12 protein-coding genes and 1 pseudogene are annotated in these 15,337 nt (G+C 72.1%); 9 read left to right on the top strand and 4 right to left on the bottom strand.

The window, feature by feature from the left end; translation table 11 throughout:
* The first annotated feature begins 79 nt into the window (after positions 1–79).
* The 3 genes from ACWV17_RS16380 to ACWV17_RS16370 all read left to right on the top strand — a co-directional run bounded on the left by ACWV17_RS16380 (position 80) and on the right by ACWV17_RS16370 (position 3,490).
* Positions 80–1,498 (top strand): ATP-binding protein, encoded by a 1,419-nt coding sequence (locus ACWV17_RS16380; RefSeq protein ID WP_455360295.1) that lies wholly within the window; start codon positions 80–82, stop codon positions 1,496–1,498.
* A gap of 274 nt (positions 1,499–1,772) precedes the next feature.
* A complete protein-coding gene (locus ACWV17_RS16375; RefSeq protein WP_455352596.1) occupies positions 1,773–2,459 on the top strand; it encodes an RNA polymerase sigma factor in 687 nt (228 codons plus the stop codon).
* Complete coding sequence (locus ACWV17_RS16370) at positions 2,459–3,490, top strand: hypothetical protein (protein ID WP_455360294.1); 1,032 nt, start codon at positions 2,459–2,461, stop codon at positions 3,488–3,490. Before ACWV17_RS16375 ends, ACWV17_RS16370 begins: the two co-directional genes overlap by 1 nt.
* Before the next feature lie 139 nt (positions 3,491–3,629).
* On the opposite strand, the gene ACWV17_RS16365 is transcribed toward ACWV17_RS16370, so the two are convergent.
* Complete coding sequence (locus ACWV17_RS16365) at positions 3,630–4,445, bottom strand: L,D-transpeptidase family protein (RefSeq protein WP_455360293.1); 816 nt, start codon at positions 4,443–4,445, stop codon at positions 3,630–3,632.
* Between the two features lie 226 nt (positions 4,446–4,671).
* Here ACWV17_RS16365 and ACWV17_RS16360 point away from each other — a divergent pair, with 226 nt between their 5' ends.
* Positions 4,672–6,270, top strand: a complete 1,599-nt coding sequence (locus ACWV17_RS16360; RefSeq protein ID WP_455352879.1) for an acyl-CoA mutase large subunit family protein — start codon at positions 4,672–4,674, stop codon at positions 6,268–6,270.
* Between the two features lie 83 nt (positions 6,271–6,353).
* Positions 6,354–7,013: a leucine efflux protein LeuE gene (gene leuE / locus ACWV17_RS16355; protein WP_455360292.1), complete on the top strand. Its 660-nt coding sequence runs from the start codon at positions 6,354–6,356 to the stop codon at positions 7,011–7,013.
* On the opposite strand, the gene ACWV17_RS16350 is transcribed toward leuE, so the two are convergent.
* The 3 genes from ACWV17_RS16350 to ACWV17_RS16340 are packed head-to-tail and all read right to left on the bottom strand — an operon-like array spanning position 7,000 to position 10,492.
* Positions 7,000–8,163: an acyltransferase family protein gene (locus ACWV17_RS16350; RefSeq protein WP_455360291.1), complete on the bottom strand. Its 1,164-nt coding sequence runs from the start codon at positions 8,161–8,163 to the stop codon at positions 7,000–7,002. The two genes, leuE and ACWV17_RS16350, sit on opposite strands and share 14 nt — an antisense overlap.
* The gene (locus ACWV17_RS16345; RefSeq protein WP_455360290.1) at positions 8,160–9,515 is read right to left on the bottom strand and encodes a polysialyltransferase family glycosyltransferase; all 1,356 of its coding nucleotides are present in this window, start codon (positions 9,513–9,515) and stop codon (positions 8,160–8,162) included. Before ACWV17_RS16345 ends, ACWV17_RS16350 begins: the two co-directional genes overlap by 4 nt.
* Positions 9,515–10,492: a glycosyltransferase family 2 protein gene (locus tag ACWV17_RS16340; RefSeq protein WP_455352875.1), complete on the bottom strand. Its 978-nt coding sequence runs from the start codon at positions 10,490–10,492 to the stop codon at positions 9,515–9,517. The genes ACWV17_RS16345 and ACWV17_RS16340 overlap by 1 nt, the downstream gene beginning before the upstream one ends.
* 187 nt (positions 10,493–10,679) lie before the next feature.
* Between ACWV17_RS16340 and ACWV17_RS16335 the strand changes: the two genes are divergently transcribed.
* The 4 genes and pseudogenes from ACWV17_RS16335 (at position 10,680) to ACWV17_RS16320 (ending at position 15,153) form a co-directional block, all read left to right on the top strand.
* A complete protein-coding gene (locus ACWV17_RS16335; RefSeq protein ID WP_455360289.1) occupies positions 10,680–12,035 on the top strand; it encodes a DUF6716 putative glycosyltransferase in 1,356 nt (451 codons plus the stop codon).
* Positions 12,032–12,460, top strand: a pseudogene (locus ACWV17_RS16330) (acylneuraminate cytidylyltransferase family protein); the annotation flags it as partial. The gene ACWV17_RS16335 and the pseudogene ACWV17_RS16330, both read left to right, overlap by 4 nt.
* 531 nt (positions 12,461–12,991) lie before the next feature.
* Positions 12,992–13,918: an N-acetylneuraminate synthase family protein gene (locus ACWV17_RS16325; RefSeq protein WP_455360378.1), complete on the top strand. Its 927-nt coding sequence runs from the start codon at positions 12,992–12,994 to the stop codon at positions 13,916–13,918.
* Positions 13,919–13,974: 56 nt separating this feature from the next.
* Entirely contained in the window at positions 13,975–15,153 is a 1,179-nt protein-coding gene (locus ACWV17_RS16320; RefSeq protein ID WP_455360288.1) for a hypothetical protein, read from the top strand.
* Positions 15,154–15,337 lie beyond the last annotated feature (184 nt).

Here is a 15,337-nt window from a genome sequence, read left to right as displayed (position 1 = left end):
CAGACATGGCTGACCGGGTCGATGCTAACGTTGAAGTTACCAACATTATTGTTAGTGTCATGCGTGGAGGTTGGCGGGCATGGTGGACTTCGTCGGCCGTCGGCAGGAGCTGGCGACGCTTGAGCGCGAGCTGCAGAAGGTGGCGGCAGGAGTCGGGAGGGAGCGGCCCGGTCGGTGCGTGATGCTGCGCGGGCGACGCCGGGTGGGCAAGTCGCGGCTGGTCGAGCGGTTCGTGGAGCGTTCCGGGGCACCGTTCTTGTTCTACGCCGCCACCGGTGCATCCCCTGCGGACGATCTGGCACGGCTGGCCCGGGACGCCCAGGCGTCGACGCTGCCGCTGGCGCAGTTGGTGGCCGCCGCGCGGCCGGAGAGCTGGGATGCAGCGTTCGATGTACTGGCCGCGGCGCTGCCCGCCGACCGGGCCAGTGTGCTGGTCATCGACGAGGTGCCGTACCTGATGGATGTCGATGGCGCCTTTGAGGGGATGCTGCAGCGGGCCTGGGACCGGGCGCTGGAGACCAAGCCGGTGCTGCTGGTCCTCATTGGCTCGGATCTGTCGATGATGGAGGCGCTGAACAGCTACGGACGCCCCTTCCACCAGCGTGGCCGGGAGATGGTGCTCGGGGCACTGAATCCCGCCGAGGTCGGGCGGATGCTGGGACTGGGTCCGGCCGAAGCCTTCGACGCCGCGCTGGTCACCGGGGGGCTGCCGCTGATCTGTGCGGAGTGGCCGCACGGCGCGGGACTGTGGGACTTCCTCGGCGAGGCTCTGAACGATCCGGTCTCGGCATTGCTGGTGTCCGCCGAGCGCTCGTTGGCCGCGGAGTTTCCGCCGCAGGCCCAGGCTCGTGCGGTGCTGGCGGCGATCGGCAGTGGGGAGCGTACTTTCACCAGCATCGCCCGCGCGGCCGGCGGGATCGGCGCCACGCCGCTGCAGCGCGCGCTGGAGCTGCTCACGCACAAGCGGATCGTTGCCGGGGAGTTGCCCGTGTCCCTGCGCCCGTCGAAGGACCGCCGCTACCGGGTGACGGATCCGTACCTGCGGTTCTGGCTGCACCTTCTCGGCCCTTCCATGGGGGAGATCGAGCGGGGTCGAGGCGATCTGACCTTGGCGCGGATCCGGGAGAACTGGACCAGCTGGCGCGGCCGGGCCGTCGAGCCGCTCGTGCGCGAGGCGCTCGCCCGGACACTGCCCGACGACCGGCTGCCCGCGGCCCCCGCAGTGGGCGGCTACTGGACCCGCACCAACGACATAGAGATCGACATCGTCGGGGCAGACCGCGCCCCCATCGCCAAGGAACTGTTGTTCGTCGGCTCCATCAAGTGGCTGGAGGAGTCACCCTTCGACCGACACGACCTGGCGGCCCTCCACCGCCACCGGGCCGCGCTCACCGCCGAACCCGTCCCGGTGGTGGCGGTTTCGCGCAGTGGAACCGACTGTCCGGGCCTCGACGCCGCCTACGGCCCCGATGATCTGCTGGCCGCATGGCCGCTGTGAACAGCGTGACAGCTCCGTGTGAGACGAGGACGACCGGGGCCGCCACCCCCCACAGGAGAGGCCCCGGTCGTCGTTCGCAACGGGCTCGTGCGACAAGCCCGTATTCCTAACAGCGCCATGACTGCGGTTTCTGTCACACCCCGGTGAGTGCTGGTGTCGTTGCGCGTTGTACAACACATGGACGGGGGTAGGTGAGAGGCCGTAGCGTGCAGGTTCGCGCAGTGTGGCGCGGCAGTGACCAGCTGCGAACAGGACAGTGGGACAGGTAGAGACGGTGCTGGGGGACGACGCGGAGCTGACCACCGCTGTGCTCGCGGCACAGGACGGCGACGAGAACGCGTTCCGGACTGTGTACCGCGCCGTGCACCCGCGGCTACTGGGGTACGTCCGGACACTCGTCGGCGACGCGGAGGCCGAGGATGTCGCCTCCGAGGCCTGGCTGCAGATAGCGCGGGACATCGACCGGTTCAGCGGAGACGCGGACCGCTTCCGGGGCTGGGCCGCGCGGATAGCGCGCAATCGCGCCCTCGACCACATACGGATGCGGGGCCGGCGCCCCGCGGTCGGCGGCGACGAGACGGAGCTGACCGGCAAGCCCTCCGACGCGGACACCGCGGGGGAGGCGATGGAGTCCCTCGCCACAGGCGATACCCTCGCGCTGATCGCCCAGCTTCCCCAGGACCAGGCCGAGGCGGTTGTCCTGCGGGTGGTCGTCGGGCTGGACGCCAAGAGCGCCGCCAAGACCCTGGGCAAACGCCCGGGCGCCGTACGGACCGCCGCGCACCGCGGCCTGAAGCGGCTGGCCGAGCTGCTGGGCGCGGAGGCGGGCGACGACGTAACCGAGGGTAATGGCGGGTCGGGGGAACTGGGAGGCCTGCCACCGCAGCGAGCGCCGCGCCGAGGCACCGCCGCCTCGGCCGGTGTGACGCATTCGCGTCTGCGGACGCAGAAGGACATGTGATGGCGGACGAGCGCTACCAGTGGCTTGACAGGAGAGCGGCGGAGCGGTTGCTGCGCGGCGAGCCCGTCGAGAGCGCCGACGAGCAGGTGCGCGAAGAGGCCGGACGGCTCTCCGCAGCCCTGGGCCGCGCCGCCCAGGCTCCGCAGAGCGGGGAACTCCCCGGTGAGGAAGCGGCACTCGCCGCCTTCCGGAAGGCGCACGGTGGCCCCGCCCGCGCCCCGCTCGCCGAGCACGCCTCGGACACCCCGGGCACCCCGGTGACCGTACTCGGGTCCGCGCCCGGCCCTGCCGCACACGGCGGCCGCCCGGGGCGCCGCTGGGGACGCCCGCTGAACTTCGGCCTCGCCGCCGCGCTGGCCGGCTGCGCGCTCGGCGGTGTGGCGGTCGCGGCCGGTACCGGAGTGCTGCCCACCCCGTTCGGTGACAGCGCCCGGCCGCAGCCGGCGGTCTCCGTGTCCGTCGCGGGCACACCGGACGCACGGATCCCGCCCGTTCCCGGCACGGCCACGCCCAGCGACCCGCCGTCCTCGACGCAGGACCCCCGGATCTCCGGCGGCGGCACTCAGAGCCCCGGTACCCCCGAGACGTCACCCGATCCGACGCACGACGGCGGGACCGGCACGCACGACCCCGGCGCCGGCACTCCGCCCCAGGACAGCCGGGAGCGGGACCGCAAGTGGCTGGTCCAGGCCTGCCGCGACTACCACAGCGGCAAGAGCCTGGCCGGCGACAGCAGGCAGCGCCTGGAGGAGGGGGCCGGCGGCGCCCACCAGGTGGAGCGGTTCTGCAAGCGTCTGCTGGGTGTCGGCACGGACGACGGGGAGAAGAAGGGCGACCGCGACAAGGGCAGCGACGGCGACGACGACAGCGGCGGCGGTGACGACGACGGTGACGACGCGGAACGGTCGAGCGGTGACCGCGGCACCGGCATGGTGCCCGTGGCACCGGAGCATGCCCCGGCCCCGCCGCTCGGTTTCGTCGCGGTGCCGCCGGCCGGTGTAACGCTTTTCGAGCCGGTGACGCAGAACTAAGTGAGCCGACTGGTCATCGGCCGCGCATGAGCCGGGGTTCCCCCCGTACCTTCGGCACTGCGCACCGGCGCGGGCGGGACACGTTCCCCCGGTCCCGCCCGCGCCCTCACACCGCGGCCGCATATGGTCCCTTGACCCGCTACCAGTAGACGACGACCTTGTCGCCGACCTTGACCTCGTCGAAGAGCGCCGCGAGCTTGCCCTCGTCCCGGACATTCACGCAGCCGTGCGAGGCGCCGTTGTAGCCCCGGGCCGCGAAGTCGGACGAGTAGTGCACCGCCTGGCCGCCGCTGAAGAACATCGCGTACGGCATGGGCGTGTGGTAGATCGTCGACTCCCACTTCCTGGCCTTCCAGCCGACGCTGAACGTGCCCTCGCGGGTCGGCGTGTTCTCCGAGCCGAAGCGCACGTCCATCGCCGAGACGACCTTGCCGTCGATCATCCAGGCCAGGGTCCGGCTCTCCTTGCTGATGCACATCACCCGCCCGGTCATGCACCGCTGGTCCGGGGTGTCGAGTTCGTACGTGGTCGGCGGGCGCAGCTCGCTCGCGGTCGGCTTCGTCGTCGTGCCGGCCAGCCGCTGCCAGGTGGTCTCGTCGACCGTGCCGGTCGTCTCCAGGCCCTGCTGCTGCTGGAAGGCCTGGACCGCGGTCGAGGTGAGGGAGCCGTAGAAGGCGGTGGGGCTGCGCTTGAAGTGGCCGAGCTGCTTGAGCCTCGCCTGCAACTCGCGGACCTGCTCGTTCTCCGTGCCCTCGGCCATCAGCACCCTCCCGGTGGGCGCCTGCGAGGCGGTCGCGGAAGGGGCGGCGGAGGCGGAGGGCTTGCCGTCCGGGGAGGGGGTCGCGGACGCGCCGGCCGGCGCCGCGGTCGCGGGGGCCGCCGGGGTGCCGCCGCCGGGGGACCCCGCGGCCTGGGCCGTACAGCCCGCCGCGCAGGCCACGGCCACGGCCGCCATGAGTGCTCTTCTGAAGACGGTCGTGCGATACATGTATGCCCCCCGGGAATGGTCCGTGTACCTAAGGGATGCTTTCCGCGGGTGCTTGGTTGCGAACGTCGGCGCATTCTGTGAGCAAGGTCCCAGCGCGCGGCTCTCCACTCGCCGCACGCCCGCCACTACAGTCCGTTGCGAGAAGGCGTTGCTACCAAACGGTAGCTTCGGCAGGTCGATGGAGGCACAGCACATGGCGCGCGAGTCGGGCAGCGTTCGATTCACTGAGAGCGGTCTTCCCATTGAGCCCGTGTACGGGCCGGAGGTGCTCGGTGGCTGGGACCCGGCCGAGAAGCTGGGCGAGCCCGGTGCGTTTCCCTTCACGCGCGGTGTGTACCCGTCGATGTACACCGGGCGTCCCTGGACCATGCGTCAGTACGCCGGATTCGGTACGGCCGTTGAGTCGAATGCCCGCTACAAGCAGCTGATCGCGAACGGCACCATGGGCCTGTCCGTCGCCTTCGACCTGCCCACCCAGATGGGCCACGACAGTGACGCGCCGATCGCGAGCGGCGAGGTCGGCAAGGTCGGCGTGGCCATCGACTCGATCGACGACATGCGGGTGCTGTTCGGCGGGATCCCGCTGGACAAGGTCTCGACGTCGATGACGATCAACGCGCCGGCCGCGCTGCTGCTGCTGATGTACCAGCTGGTCGGCGAGGAGCAGGGGGTGCCGGCGGAGAAGCTGACGGGCACCATCCAGAACGACGTACTCAAGGAGTACATCGCGCGCGGGACGTACATCTTCCCGCCGAAGCCGTCGCTGCGGCTGATCGCCGACATCTTCAAGTACTGCAAGGCCGAGATCCCGAAGTGGAACACCATCTCGATCTCCGGCTACCACATGGCGGAGGCGGGTGCCTCGCCCGCGCAGGAGATCGCCTTCACCCTCGCGGACGGAGTCGAGTACGTCCGTACCGCCGTCGCGGCCGGCATGGATGTCGACGACTTCGCGCCGCGCCTGTCCTTCTTCTTCGTCTCGCGCACGACGATCCTCGAAGAGGTCGCCAAGTTCCGTGCGGCCCGGCGTATCTGGGCCCGGGTCATGCGGGACGAGTTCGGCGCGAAGAACCCCAAGTCGTGGATGCTGCGCTTCCACACCCAGACGGCGGGCGTCCAGCTGACCGCCCAGCAGCCCGAGGTCAATCTGGTCCGCGTGGCCGTGCAGGGCCTGGCCGCGGTCCTCGGCGGCACTCAGTCGCTGCACACCAACTCCTTCGACGAGGCGATCGCGCTGCCGACCGACAAGTCGGCCCGCCTGGCGCTGCGGACCCAGCAGGTGCTGGCGTACGAGACGGACGTCACGGCCACCGTGGACCCGTTCGCCGGTTCGTACGTCGTGGAGAAGATGACGGACGAGGTCGAGGCCGCCGCCGTCGCTCTCATGACCCGGGTCGAGGACATGGGCGGCGCGGTCAACGCCATCGAGCGCGGCTTCCAGAAGAACGAGATCGAGCGCAGCGCCTACCGCGTCGCGCAGGAGACGGACAGCGGCGAGCGCGTGGTCGTCGGCGTCAACCGCTTCCAGCTCGACGCCGAGGAGCCGTACGAGCCGCTGCGCGTCGATCCGGCCATCGAGGCCCAGCAGGCGGAGCGGCTGGCCAGGCTGCGCGCCGAGCGGGACCAGGCGGCGGTGGACGCGGCGCTCGCCGCGCTGAAGAAGGCGGCGGAGGGGACGGACAACGTGCTGTACCCGATGAAGGACGCGCTGCGGGCGCGGGCCACGGTCGGCGAGGTCTGCCACGCGCTGCGCGAGGTGTGGGGGACGTACGTTCCGTCTGATGCCTTTTGAGCCGACAGGTGCGTTCCGGCTGAGTCGTCTTACATACAGGACAGAAAAGCGGAGTGTGGTACTCGCGTGCGACACTCCGCGACATGCTGGGTGTGACCGATCTTCCGACCTATCTCGCAGGCCTCGTCCTGATCATTCTGCTGCCGGGTCCGAACTCGCTGTACGTCCTCTCGGTCGCCGCCAGGCGCGGGGTGCGGACGGGATACCGGGCGGCGGCGGGCGTCTGGTGCGGCGACGCGGTGCTGATGGTGCTCTCCGCCGCCGGAGTGGCCTCGCTGCTCCAGGCCAACGCCCTGCTGTTCGGGATCGTGAAGTACGCGGGCGCCGGCTATCTCACCTGGCTCGCCCTCGGCATGCTGCGCGCCGCCTGGTCGATGTGGCGCTCGCGGCACGACCGGAGCACCGAGCTCCCGGCCGAGGAGCCGGCCGCGGCTCCCGCGGCCGAACGGCCCTTCCGCCGGGCCCTGGTGATCAGCCTGCTCAACCCTAAGGCGATCCTCTTCTTCATCTCCTTCTTCGTGCAGTTCGTGGACCCGGGCTACGCCCACCCCGCGCTGTCCTTCGTCCTCCTCGGCACCCTCGCCCAGGCGGCCAGCGTCCTCTACCTCTCGGCGCTGATCTTCGGCGGCACCCGCCTGTCGGCGGCCTTCCGCCGGCGCAAGCGCCTCTCGGCCGGCGCGACCACGGCGGCGGGCGCGCTGTTCCTGGGCTTCGCGGCGAAGCTGTCGGTCAGCAGCGTGTGAGGGAACGCTTCAGCAGAGGGGTGAGCGGGCGCTCCACCCAGCGGTGCAGCAGCCAGGCCAGGAGCAGCATCAGCGCGATCGTGCCCAGCAGGCTCGTATACGCGGGCAGGCCCAGGTGGCGGTGGAGAGCTTCGACCGCCACCCATCCCAGATGTTCGTGGACCAGGTAGAAGGGGTACGTCAGCGCCCCGGCCACAGTCAGCCACCGCCAGTTCGCCCACGCCGCACGCCCGAGGGCGATCAGCGCCACCGCGACGAAGCCCGCCGTGACGACAGCGACGATCACCCACGCGCTGCGGTACGAGAAGAAGCGCGGATCGGGCGCGTGCCACAGCGTGGCGACCGCGTAGTGCTGGCCGAGCAGCCAGCCGGTGGCCGCGACACCCCAGGCCAGTACGTCGCGCCGGTCGCGGTGGACCAGGTACAGGCCGATGCCCCCGACGAAGAACGGCGCGTACTCGGGCATCAGCACGAGGTCGAGCAGCCGGTTGTCGGCCGCGTCGGCGATCGCCGCGCCGAGCGTCCACGCCGCGCAGAAGAGCAGGATCCGCTGCCGGCCGCCGCCCGGCAGGACGACGAACAGCGCGAACAGGGCGTAGAAGCGCAGCTCCGCCCAGAGCGTCCAGCAGACACCGAGCACCCGGTCGGCGCCCAGCGGCTGCTGGAGCATCGTGAGGTTGAGCAGGAAGTCCGAGGGCGACACCGTCCGGTACGCCACCCACGGCAGCGCGAACACCAGCGTCACCAGCACGATCGCCGCCCAGTAGGCGGGGAAGAGCCGGGCCACGCGGGAGGCGAAGAAGGCCCGTAGCGGGCGTCCCCAGGCGCTCATGCAGATCACGAAGCCGCTGATCACGAAGAAGATCTGCACGCCCAGGCAGCCGTACGCGAACCACGCCGAGGCGGTCGGGAACTGCACTCCCGGCGAGGTGCCCCAGGCCTTGCTGATCTCTCCGCCCCGGCCGCCGAGGTGGTACGCGGCGACCATCAGGGCCGCCAGCAGCCGCAGCCCGTCGAGGGCGCGCAGCCGGGCCGGGGGCGCGGCCCGCCGCGCCCGCGTCGCGGGCGGTGGGAGCGGCTCCGCGCGGATCGCTTCGGGTACGGCGGATACGTCGGGCGCGTCGGGTACGGCTATCGGGGTCGACGTCATCCGAGCGCGGTCCGCTTGAGGTGCCGGGCGCGGCGGACCACGCGCCGCACCGCCGGGCTGCGCGGGATGAACGCGAGCTGCGCCGGGACCGCGCCCGGCAGGCCGAGCGAGGTCAGCCGGCGCCGCTTGAAGTAACGCCAGGTGTGAGCGTCGAGATGGCCGGCCAGATAGCGCTCGGCGGCCGGCCGAAGCTCCGCCAGGATCTGCGCCTGCATGGCGTAGCCGACCGCCGTGACCAGCCCGGTCAGCGACTCCCGCACCTGCCGCTCGGTGGGCGGCGCCCAGCCGGCGACGGCCTGTGCGTCGGCCAGGTCGGGCAGCAGGGCGTCCACGATGGTCAGCGGTACCCGGTTGCTGTTCTGGTACGGGGTGACGCGGTCCAGCAGCGGTTCCGTGCCCGTCCGCGCGACCGGGATGCCGTACAGCATGGCGGCCGTGAGCAGGCCGGTGGAGAAGCAGCCGGCCACCAGGGCCGGGCGCAGCCGCTGGTAGAGCACCTCGGCGAGTACCGGGCTGTCCAGCACGGTGAGTTCGGCACCGAGTCGTTCGGCCTCCTCCTCGACCAGGCGCGACCAGCGGGCCGGCGCGCTGGGGTGGGGCTTGAAGACGAGGTGCCGGTGGCCGAGGGCGTGCGCGCCGCGGACCATCCGTACGTGCAGTTCCTCCTCCTCCTGCGGGGTGAGGAGGGAGAGGGCGGAGAGGTACTGGCCGAGGAGCAGGGCGGGCGGCTCCGCCGGGACGGCGGGCACATCGGCGACGTCGTCCGCGAGTTCGGCCAGCACCTTGGTGAAGGCGTCCGTCGGCACCAGCCGGGGCTCGACGCCGAACTCGCTCAGCATCAGGGGCCGCAGCCCCGGAACCAGGTCCAGGTGGAGCAGCCCGCGGACGCGGGTGCCGATCAGCGGGTCGAGCTTGTTGCGGGTCGGGCCGTACGTCATCAGCCCGTCGGCGTACACCTCTATGGGCGCGCCCGGGAACAACTGGACCACCGACAGCGCCGGGCTGACCTGCAAGGACTCGACGATCAGCTCGACCCGGTCGTCGCCCAGCCGCCACAGCTGCCGCAACTGCCGCTCCCACAGCGGGGCGTCGTCCGGGCGCGGGGCCCAACTGCCCGGATGGAAGGGGGCGATGGTCTCGTTCCAGGACAGCACGCCGTCGAAGCGGCCGCGCAGCAGCGCGAAGCCCGGCATCTCGTCGAGGCCGGGCGTGGTCTCCGGAGTGGCGGCGTTGTTGCTGACGAGCAGCAGCCGGCGGTCGGCTGGGCCGAAGCAGCCCGCGTCGATCGCCGCCGCCAGCGTGGCCGTCCCGTACAGAGTGGAGGCAAGGAAGATCTGAGTGGTACGGCTCATCAGGCGGCCACCCCCGTGGCCACCGGGCGCCGCCTGAGCCTGCGCAGCCGGGCGGCCCGCCGGACGTCCATGGAATCGAGCGCGTCGTCCAGGACGTTCTGCGGCATTCGCTTGAGAGCGGCCGCGCTCATGGAACGCAGTTTTCGGGCCACGGCTGGTTCGAACCTTTCGGCGGATCCCACGTGGTGGGAAATGATCGCGCAGTACGTGCGCACGGCTTTCGGCAGCAGGGTGTCCGCATCCCGGTCCCGGGCGGTTTCCTCCAGTACCTGGTCGAATGCCCGGATGAAATCGAGCTGGCGCACATCGCCGATCTGGGTGAGCGAGGTGGCGACTCCGCGCCGGTAGAAGATCCCCGGCAGGCCGACGGCGGCGAAGGATTCCGCCTCCCGGTGCAGCCGCCAGATCCAGGGCCGGTCCTCCGCGGTGCGCAGCCCGTCGGTGAAATGCAGCAGTCCGCGGTCGGCGAGCCGGCGGTGGTAGACCCCGGCCCAGGCGTACGCGTAGTCGACCGAGGTGGACCGGTCGGCCGGCAGGATCGCGTCGCGCGGCGAGGAGACCACGCCCTGGAGACCGTGCGGGACGCGGTGGACCGTACGGGCCCGCGCCATGCACTGGACATGGTCGGTGCGGACGAAGTCGCAGCCCAGTGCCTCGATGGCGGCGAGCGCGCGGGCGTAGTGGCCGGGCGCCAGCCAGTCGTCGCCGTCCAGGAAGGTGAGGTACTCGCCGCGCGCCGCGTCCAGCCCGGTGTTGCGCGCGGTGGCCAGCCCGCCGTTCCGCTCGTGTCTGAGCACGACCGCCCCCGGCAGCTCGCGGCCGGCGCGTTCGAGCAGCTCCGGCGTCCCGTCGGACGAGCAGTCGTCGACGAGAATGAATTCGAAATCCTCCCGCGCATTCGAGCGGAGGCTTCTGAGGGTGTCGGGCGCGTATGTCTGCACGTTGTAGAACGGCACGATGACGGAGAGCTTAACCACCCGCGTGACATTAGGGCGTGCCCCGGCATTCATTCTGGCCCGCATGCGGACAGCGTATGAACGAAGAATGACGAGACCGTTAACCTGACCCATTCCACGCCACATTCGCATTTCGGCGACGGGCTGTTAACCAGCTGTTGCGGGCGAGTTGGGCCGCCGGGCGGAACGCCTGCATAGCGTCGGCGTCGTGCCAGTAAGTACCAAGAGGAACCTGCGGGTCGCCGTACTCGCGGATTCCGATACGCGATGGAAATGGGGCGCACTCACCGCGCACCGCCTCGCCCCCGAACTCCACCTCTCCGGATTCCTGCTGCGCGGCCGGGCCACCCCCACCGCGCGCCAGCTCGGTGAAGTCGGCGTGGCGGCCGACCGCTTGAGCGAGGTGACCAGCGCGGAGTTCCTCCAGGAGATACGGAACGAGCCGTACGACGTCGTCGTGCTCGCCCTCGTCGGCGGCGGCGTACAGGCGATGCTGCACGGCCTGCGCCGGCACTGGCCGACTCCCGCCGCGCGGCCCGTGATCGTCACCGGATACGTCGGAGTCGTATACGAGAAGCTCGCCGACGGGCTGCTGCTGCGCCACGGCGCGGACCTCGTCCTCGCCAACTCCCGCCACGACGCGGAGCGTTTCCGCGCGGTGTACGAGGGGGTCGGCGCCGATGCCGGAAGTGTCGTCGAGACCGCGCTGCCGTTCCTGGGCGGCGCGCGGTACGAGGAGCGCTACGGCGGCATGCGGACCGTGGTCTTCGCGGCCCAGCCGTCCGTACCGGAGAGCCGCGCCGACCGGAGCTACCTGCTGGGGCGCGCGGTCCGGCACGCCCGGCTGCACCCGGGCCGCGAGGTTCTGGTCAAGCTGCGCAGCAAGCCGGGCGAGCACACCACGCATCTGGAGGAGCTGCCGTACCAGCGGCTCGCGGACCGGATCGAGGGCGGGCTGCCCGCCAACTGCCGCCTGGTCTACGGGCACATGGGCGAGGTCCTCGACCGCACCGACCTGCTGGTGACGGTCAGTTCGACGGCGGCGCTGGAGTCCCTGCACCGGGGCATCCCCACGGCCGTACTGACCGACCTCGGGGTGCGTGAGGCGCTCGGCAACCACCACTTCCTCGGCTCCGGGTGCCTGGCGTCCTGGGACGAGCTGGACGAGGGCCACCGGCCGCAGGCGGACCCCGAGTGGCTCGCCGGGCAGGGGGTCGCCGCGGGCGGTGCGCACGAGGGTGCGGACCAGGGCGCGTACGACGGCGCGTACGAGGGTGCCTTCGACGCGGCCCGCAAGCGCGTCGCCGAGCTGACCGAGCGGCCCGAACTCCCGCCGCTCACCCCCTATTACACCCTCGCCACGGCGCCGGGATACCTGCCCGGCATCCTCGCCCGCCACCACCTCGGCCCCGACGGAGCCCCGCTGCCGGGCGCCGCGCCGGCCGCGCGCGCCTCCGGCGTACGCCGCTGGGTGCGCGCCGCGCTGCGGGACACGGCCCGGGGCGCGTACCGGCACGGCGTCCAGCGCGTGGCCCCCGTGATCCGCCGGATGGGAGAACTGTGAGCACCACCGAGCCCGACGTCCTGGTACGCACGGTCCTGGCCGTGATCCCCGCCCGCGGCGGATCCAAGGGCGTACCGGCCAAGAACCTGGCCGCCGTGGGCGGCGTCCCGCTGGTGGCGCGAGCCGTGCACGCCTGTCTGGCGGCGCGCCTGGTGACCGACGTGGTCGTCTCCACGGACGACGCGGCGATCGCGGCGGCTGCGCGGGACGCCGGCGCGGAAGTGGTCCCCCGCCCGCCGGTGATCGCGGGCGACACGGCCACCAGCGAGTCGGCGGTCCTGCACGCGATGGACGCGTACGAGGCGCTGTACGGAACCCGGGTGGACGTCGTCCTGCTGGTCCAGTGCACGAGCCCGTTCCTGACCCCGGAGGACATCGACGGCGTCGCGTCGGCGGTGACCACGCGCGGGGCGGACACGGCGGTGACGGCGGCCCCGTTCCACGGCTTCATCTGGCGCCAACCCGCCTCCGGCGCGGACCTCCGGGAAACCGCCCCCCCGGCACCCCTGCCGGTGCCCGGCGCGCCCGGCTCGGGGGTGTCCCCGGACGGCTCACGGCCGGTGCCGGGCGCGCCCGTCGGCGGACACGGTGATGGCGGCCCGGCAGCCGGCGCGGCCGGCGACGCCCTCGGGGCGGCCCCGCCGGTGCCCGCCTCCGCCGCCTCCGGCGGCTACGGCGGCTACGGCGTCAACCATGACCAGGCCTTCCGGCCCCGGCGGCAGGACCGGCCCCAGGACTTTCTGGAGACCGGCGCCGCCTATGCCATGGACGCCGCCGGGTTCCGGGCCGCCGGCCACCGGTTCTTCGGGCGGACCGCCCTCGTACCGGCCGATCCCGCCCGCGTGCTGGAGATCGACGATCCGCACGACCTGGCGCGCGCCCGGGCGCTCGCCCCCCTCCTCGACACCCCATCCCCCGTCCCCACCCCCCGCTCCCAGCGAAGGACAGCACCCTCCATGAGCACCTCCTCCCGTCTGCGCACCCTCGGCTCCCGCACCGCCGGCCCCGGCCACCCCGTGTACATCACGGGCGAGATCGGCATCAACCACAACGGCGACCTGGAGAACGCCTTCGCGCTCATCGACGCCGCCGCCGAAGCCGGCTGCGACGCGGTCAAGTTCCAGAAGCGGACGCCCGAGATCTGCACCCCGCGCGACCAGTGGGACATCGAGCGCGACACCCCCTGGGGCCGGATGACGTACATCGACTACCGCCACCGCGTCGAGTTCGGCGAGGACGAGTACCGCGCCATCGACGAGCACTGCGCCAAGCGCGGCATCGACTGGTTCGCCTCCCCGTGGGACACCGAGGCCGTCGCCTTCCTGGAGAAGTTCGACGTACCGGCCCACAAGGTGGCCTCCGCCTCCCTCACCGACGACGAGCTGCTGCGCGCCCTGCGCGGGACCGGCAAGACGGTCATCCTCTCCACCGGGATGTCCACCCCGAAGCAGATCCGGCACGCGGTGGAAGTGCTGGGCAGCGACAACATCCTGCTCTGCCACGCCACTTCGACGTACCCGGCGAAGGCGGAGGAGCTCAACCTCCGGGTGATCGACACCCTGCGGGACGAGTACCCGAACGTCCCGATCGGCTACAGCGGCCACGAGACGGGCCTGCAGACCACGCTCGCCGCCGTCGCACTCGGCGCGGCCTTCGTCGAGCGCCACATCACGCTCGACCGCGCGATGTGGGGATCGGACCAGGCGGCGTCCGTCGAGCCCGGCGGCCTGCAGCGGCTGGTGCGGGACATCCGCACGATCGAGACCGCGCTCGGCGACGGCGTCAAGAAGGTGTACGAGAGCGAGCTCGGCCCGATGAAGAAGCTGCGCCGGGTGACCGGGACGGTCGCGGAGGGCGGCGACCGCATCCCCGCCGCGGTCTGACGGCCGACGCGGACGACCCGGCCGACGCGGACGACGAGGACGACGAGGAGAACGCGGTGACCTCACCTGCCCCCACCCTGGCCCTCGTGGAGAGCCCGGTTCAGCTCCTCAACGTCCTGGAGTGGGCGTACGCGGAGGCCTCCCGCCCCCCGTCCCTGCTCCTGACGGTCCCACCGCAGCCCGCCCGGGCCGGAACCCGGGCCCCGGACGGAATCCGGGCGCCGGCCGGGCGGGGCGGCGCCTCCCCGGCCGGGCCCGGCCCCGACGGGTGGCTGCGGATCGTCGTGCTGCCGCCCGTCGACCCGATGTCCCGGGGCCAGCTGCGCCGGATGGCCGCGCTGGCCCTCGACGAGGGGTACCCGGTGGACTGGCAGGAGGCCCGCGGGGGCGCCGCCGCGCCGCTCAGGGCGCTCAACGCGCTGGCCGGCGCACTGCACCGGGCGCCGCGCATCGTCATCGGCGATCCGTTCTCCCGGTACGTCCAGCTGCTGCTGACCCTCGCCCGGGCCAGGGACATCGTCGTGGTCGACGACGGCACGGCCACCATGGAGTTCGTCGCCCAGCTGGCCGGCGGCGACCGCCTCGTACGCTGGCACCGCACCGGCGGCCGCGGCCTGCGCGGAGCGTGCGACCTCGCGTACGCGCCCGTATCCGCCTCCGCGCGCCGCCGCCTCACGCCGAAGGCCCGCCGCCGCGTCGAGGTGTTCACCGCCATGCCGGTCGCCGCACCGGACGGCATCACCCTCCGGGTCAACGACTTCGCCTGGACCCGGTCCACCTTCGGCCCGCCGCGGCTCACCAAGGGCACCGACCTGGTGGGTACCTCCCTGGTCGAGACCGGTGTGGTCGAGCCCGCCCGCTACCTGGAGGCGGTACGGACCCTGGCCCGCACCCACGCCGCCACCCGCTACTTCGCGCACCGCAGGGAGAGCGCCGAGAAGCTGCGCACGCTCAGTGCCCAGACCGGCCTGGAGATCGTCCGGCCCGACCTGCCGCTGGAGCTGATCGCCCGCCGGGGCCCGGTCGGCCGTACGATCCTGAGCTTCCCGTCCACCGTTGTCCACACCCTGCCGTACGCGCTCGCCGGCACCGGCGTGACCGTCGCCGTCTGCGACATCGACCCGGCGTGGCTCACGGACCACGCGTCACCGCGGGCGCAGAGTTTCCTCGCGGGGGTCACGGACACCGCCCGCGACGTGGAGCGGCTCGTCCCCGCGCCCGCGGGCACCGCCTGACGTACGCCGGGCCCACTCCTGACGCACGAACCGCCTGGTGCGAGCACCGTCACACCCGAGCCTCGCCCAAAGCCGGGGTACGCTCGAAGAGCGGTGCAGCTTACCCACACGCCCAGTCGGTCATGCACCGCGCGGCCAGCTTTCTTCGCCTAACGGGTTGAAGTTTTGTTGATCGATGGCCAGT

The sequence above is a fragment of the Streptomyces mabaensis genome, assembly GCF_053763515.1.
This window is presented reverse-complemented; position numbering and strand designations above follow the sequence as displayed.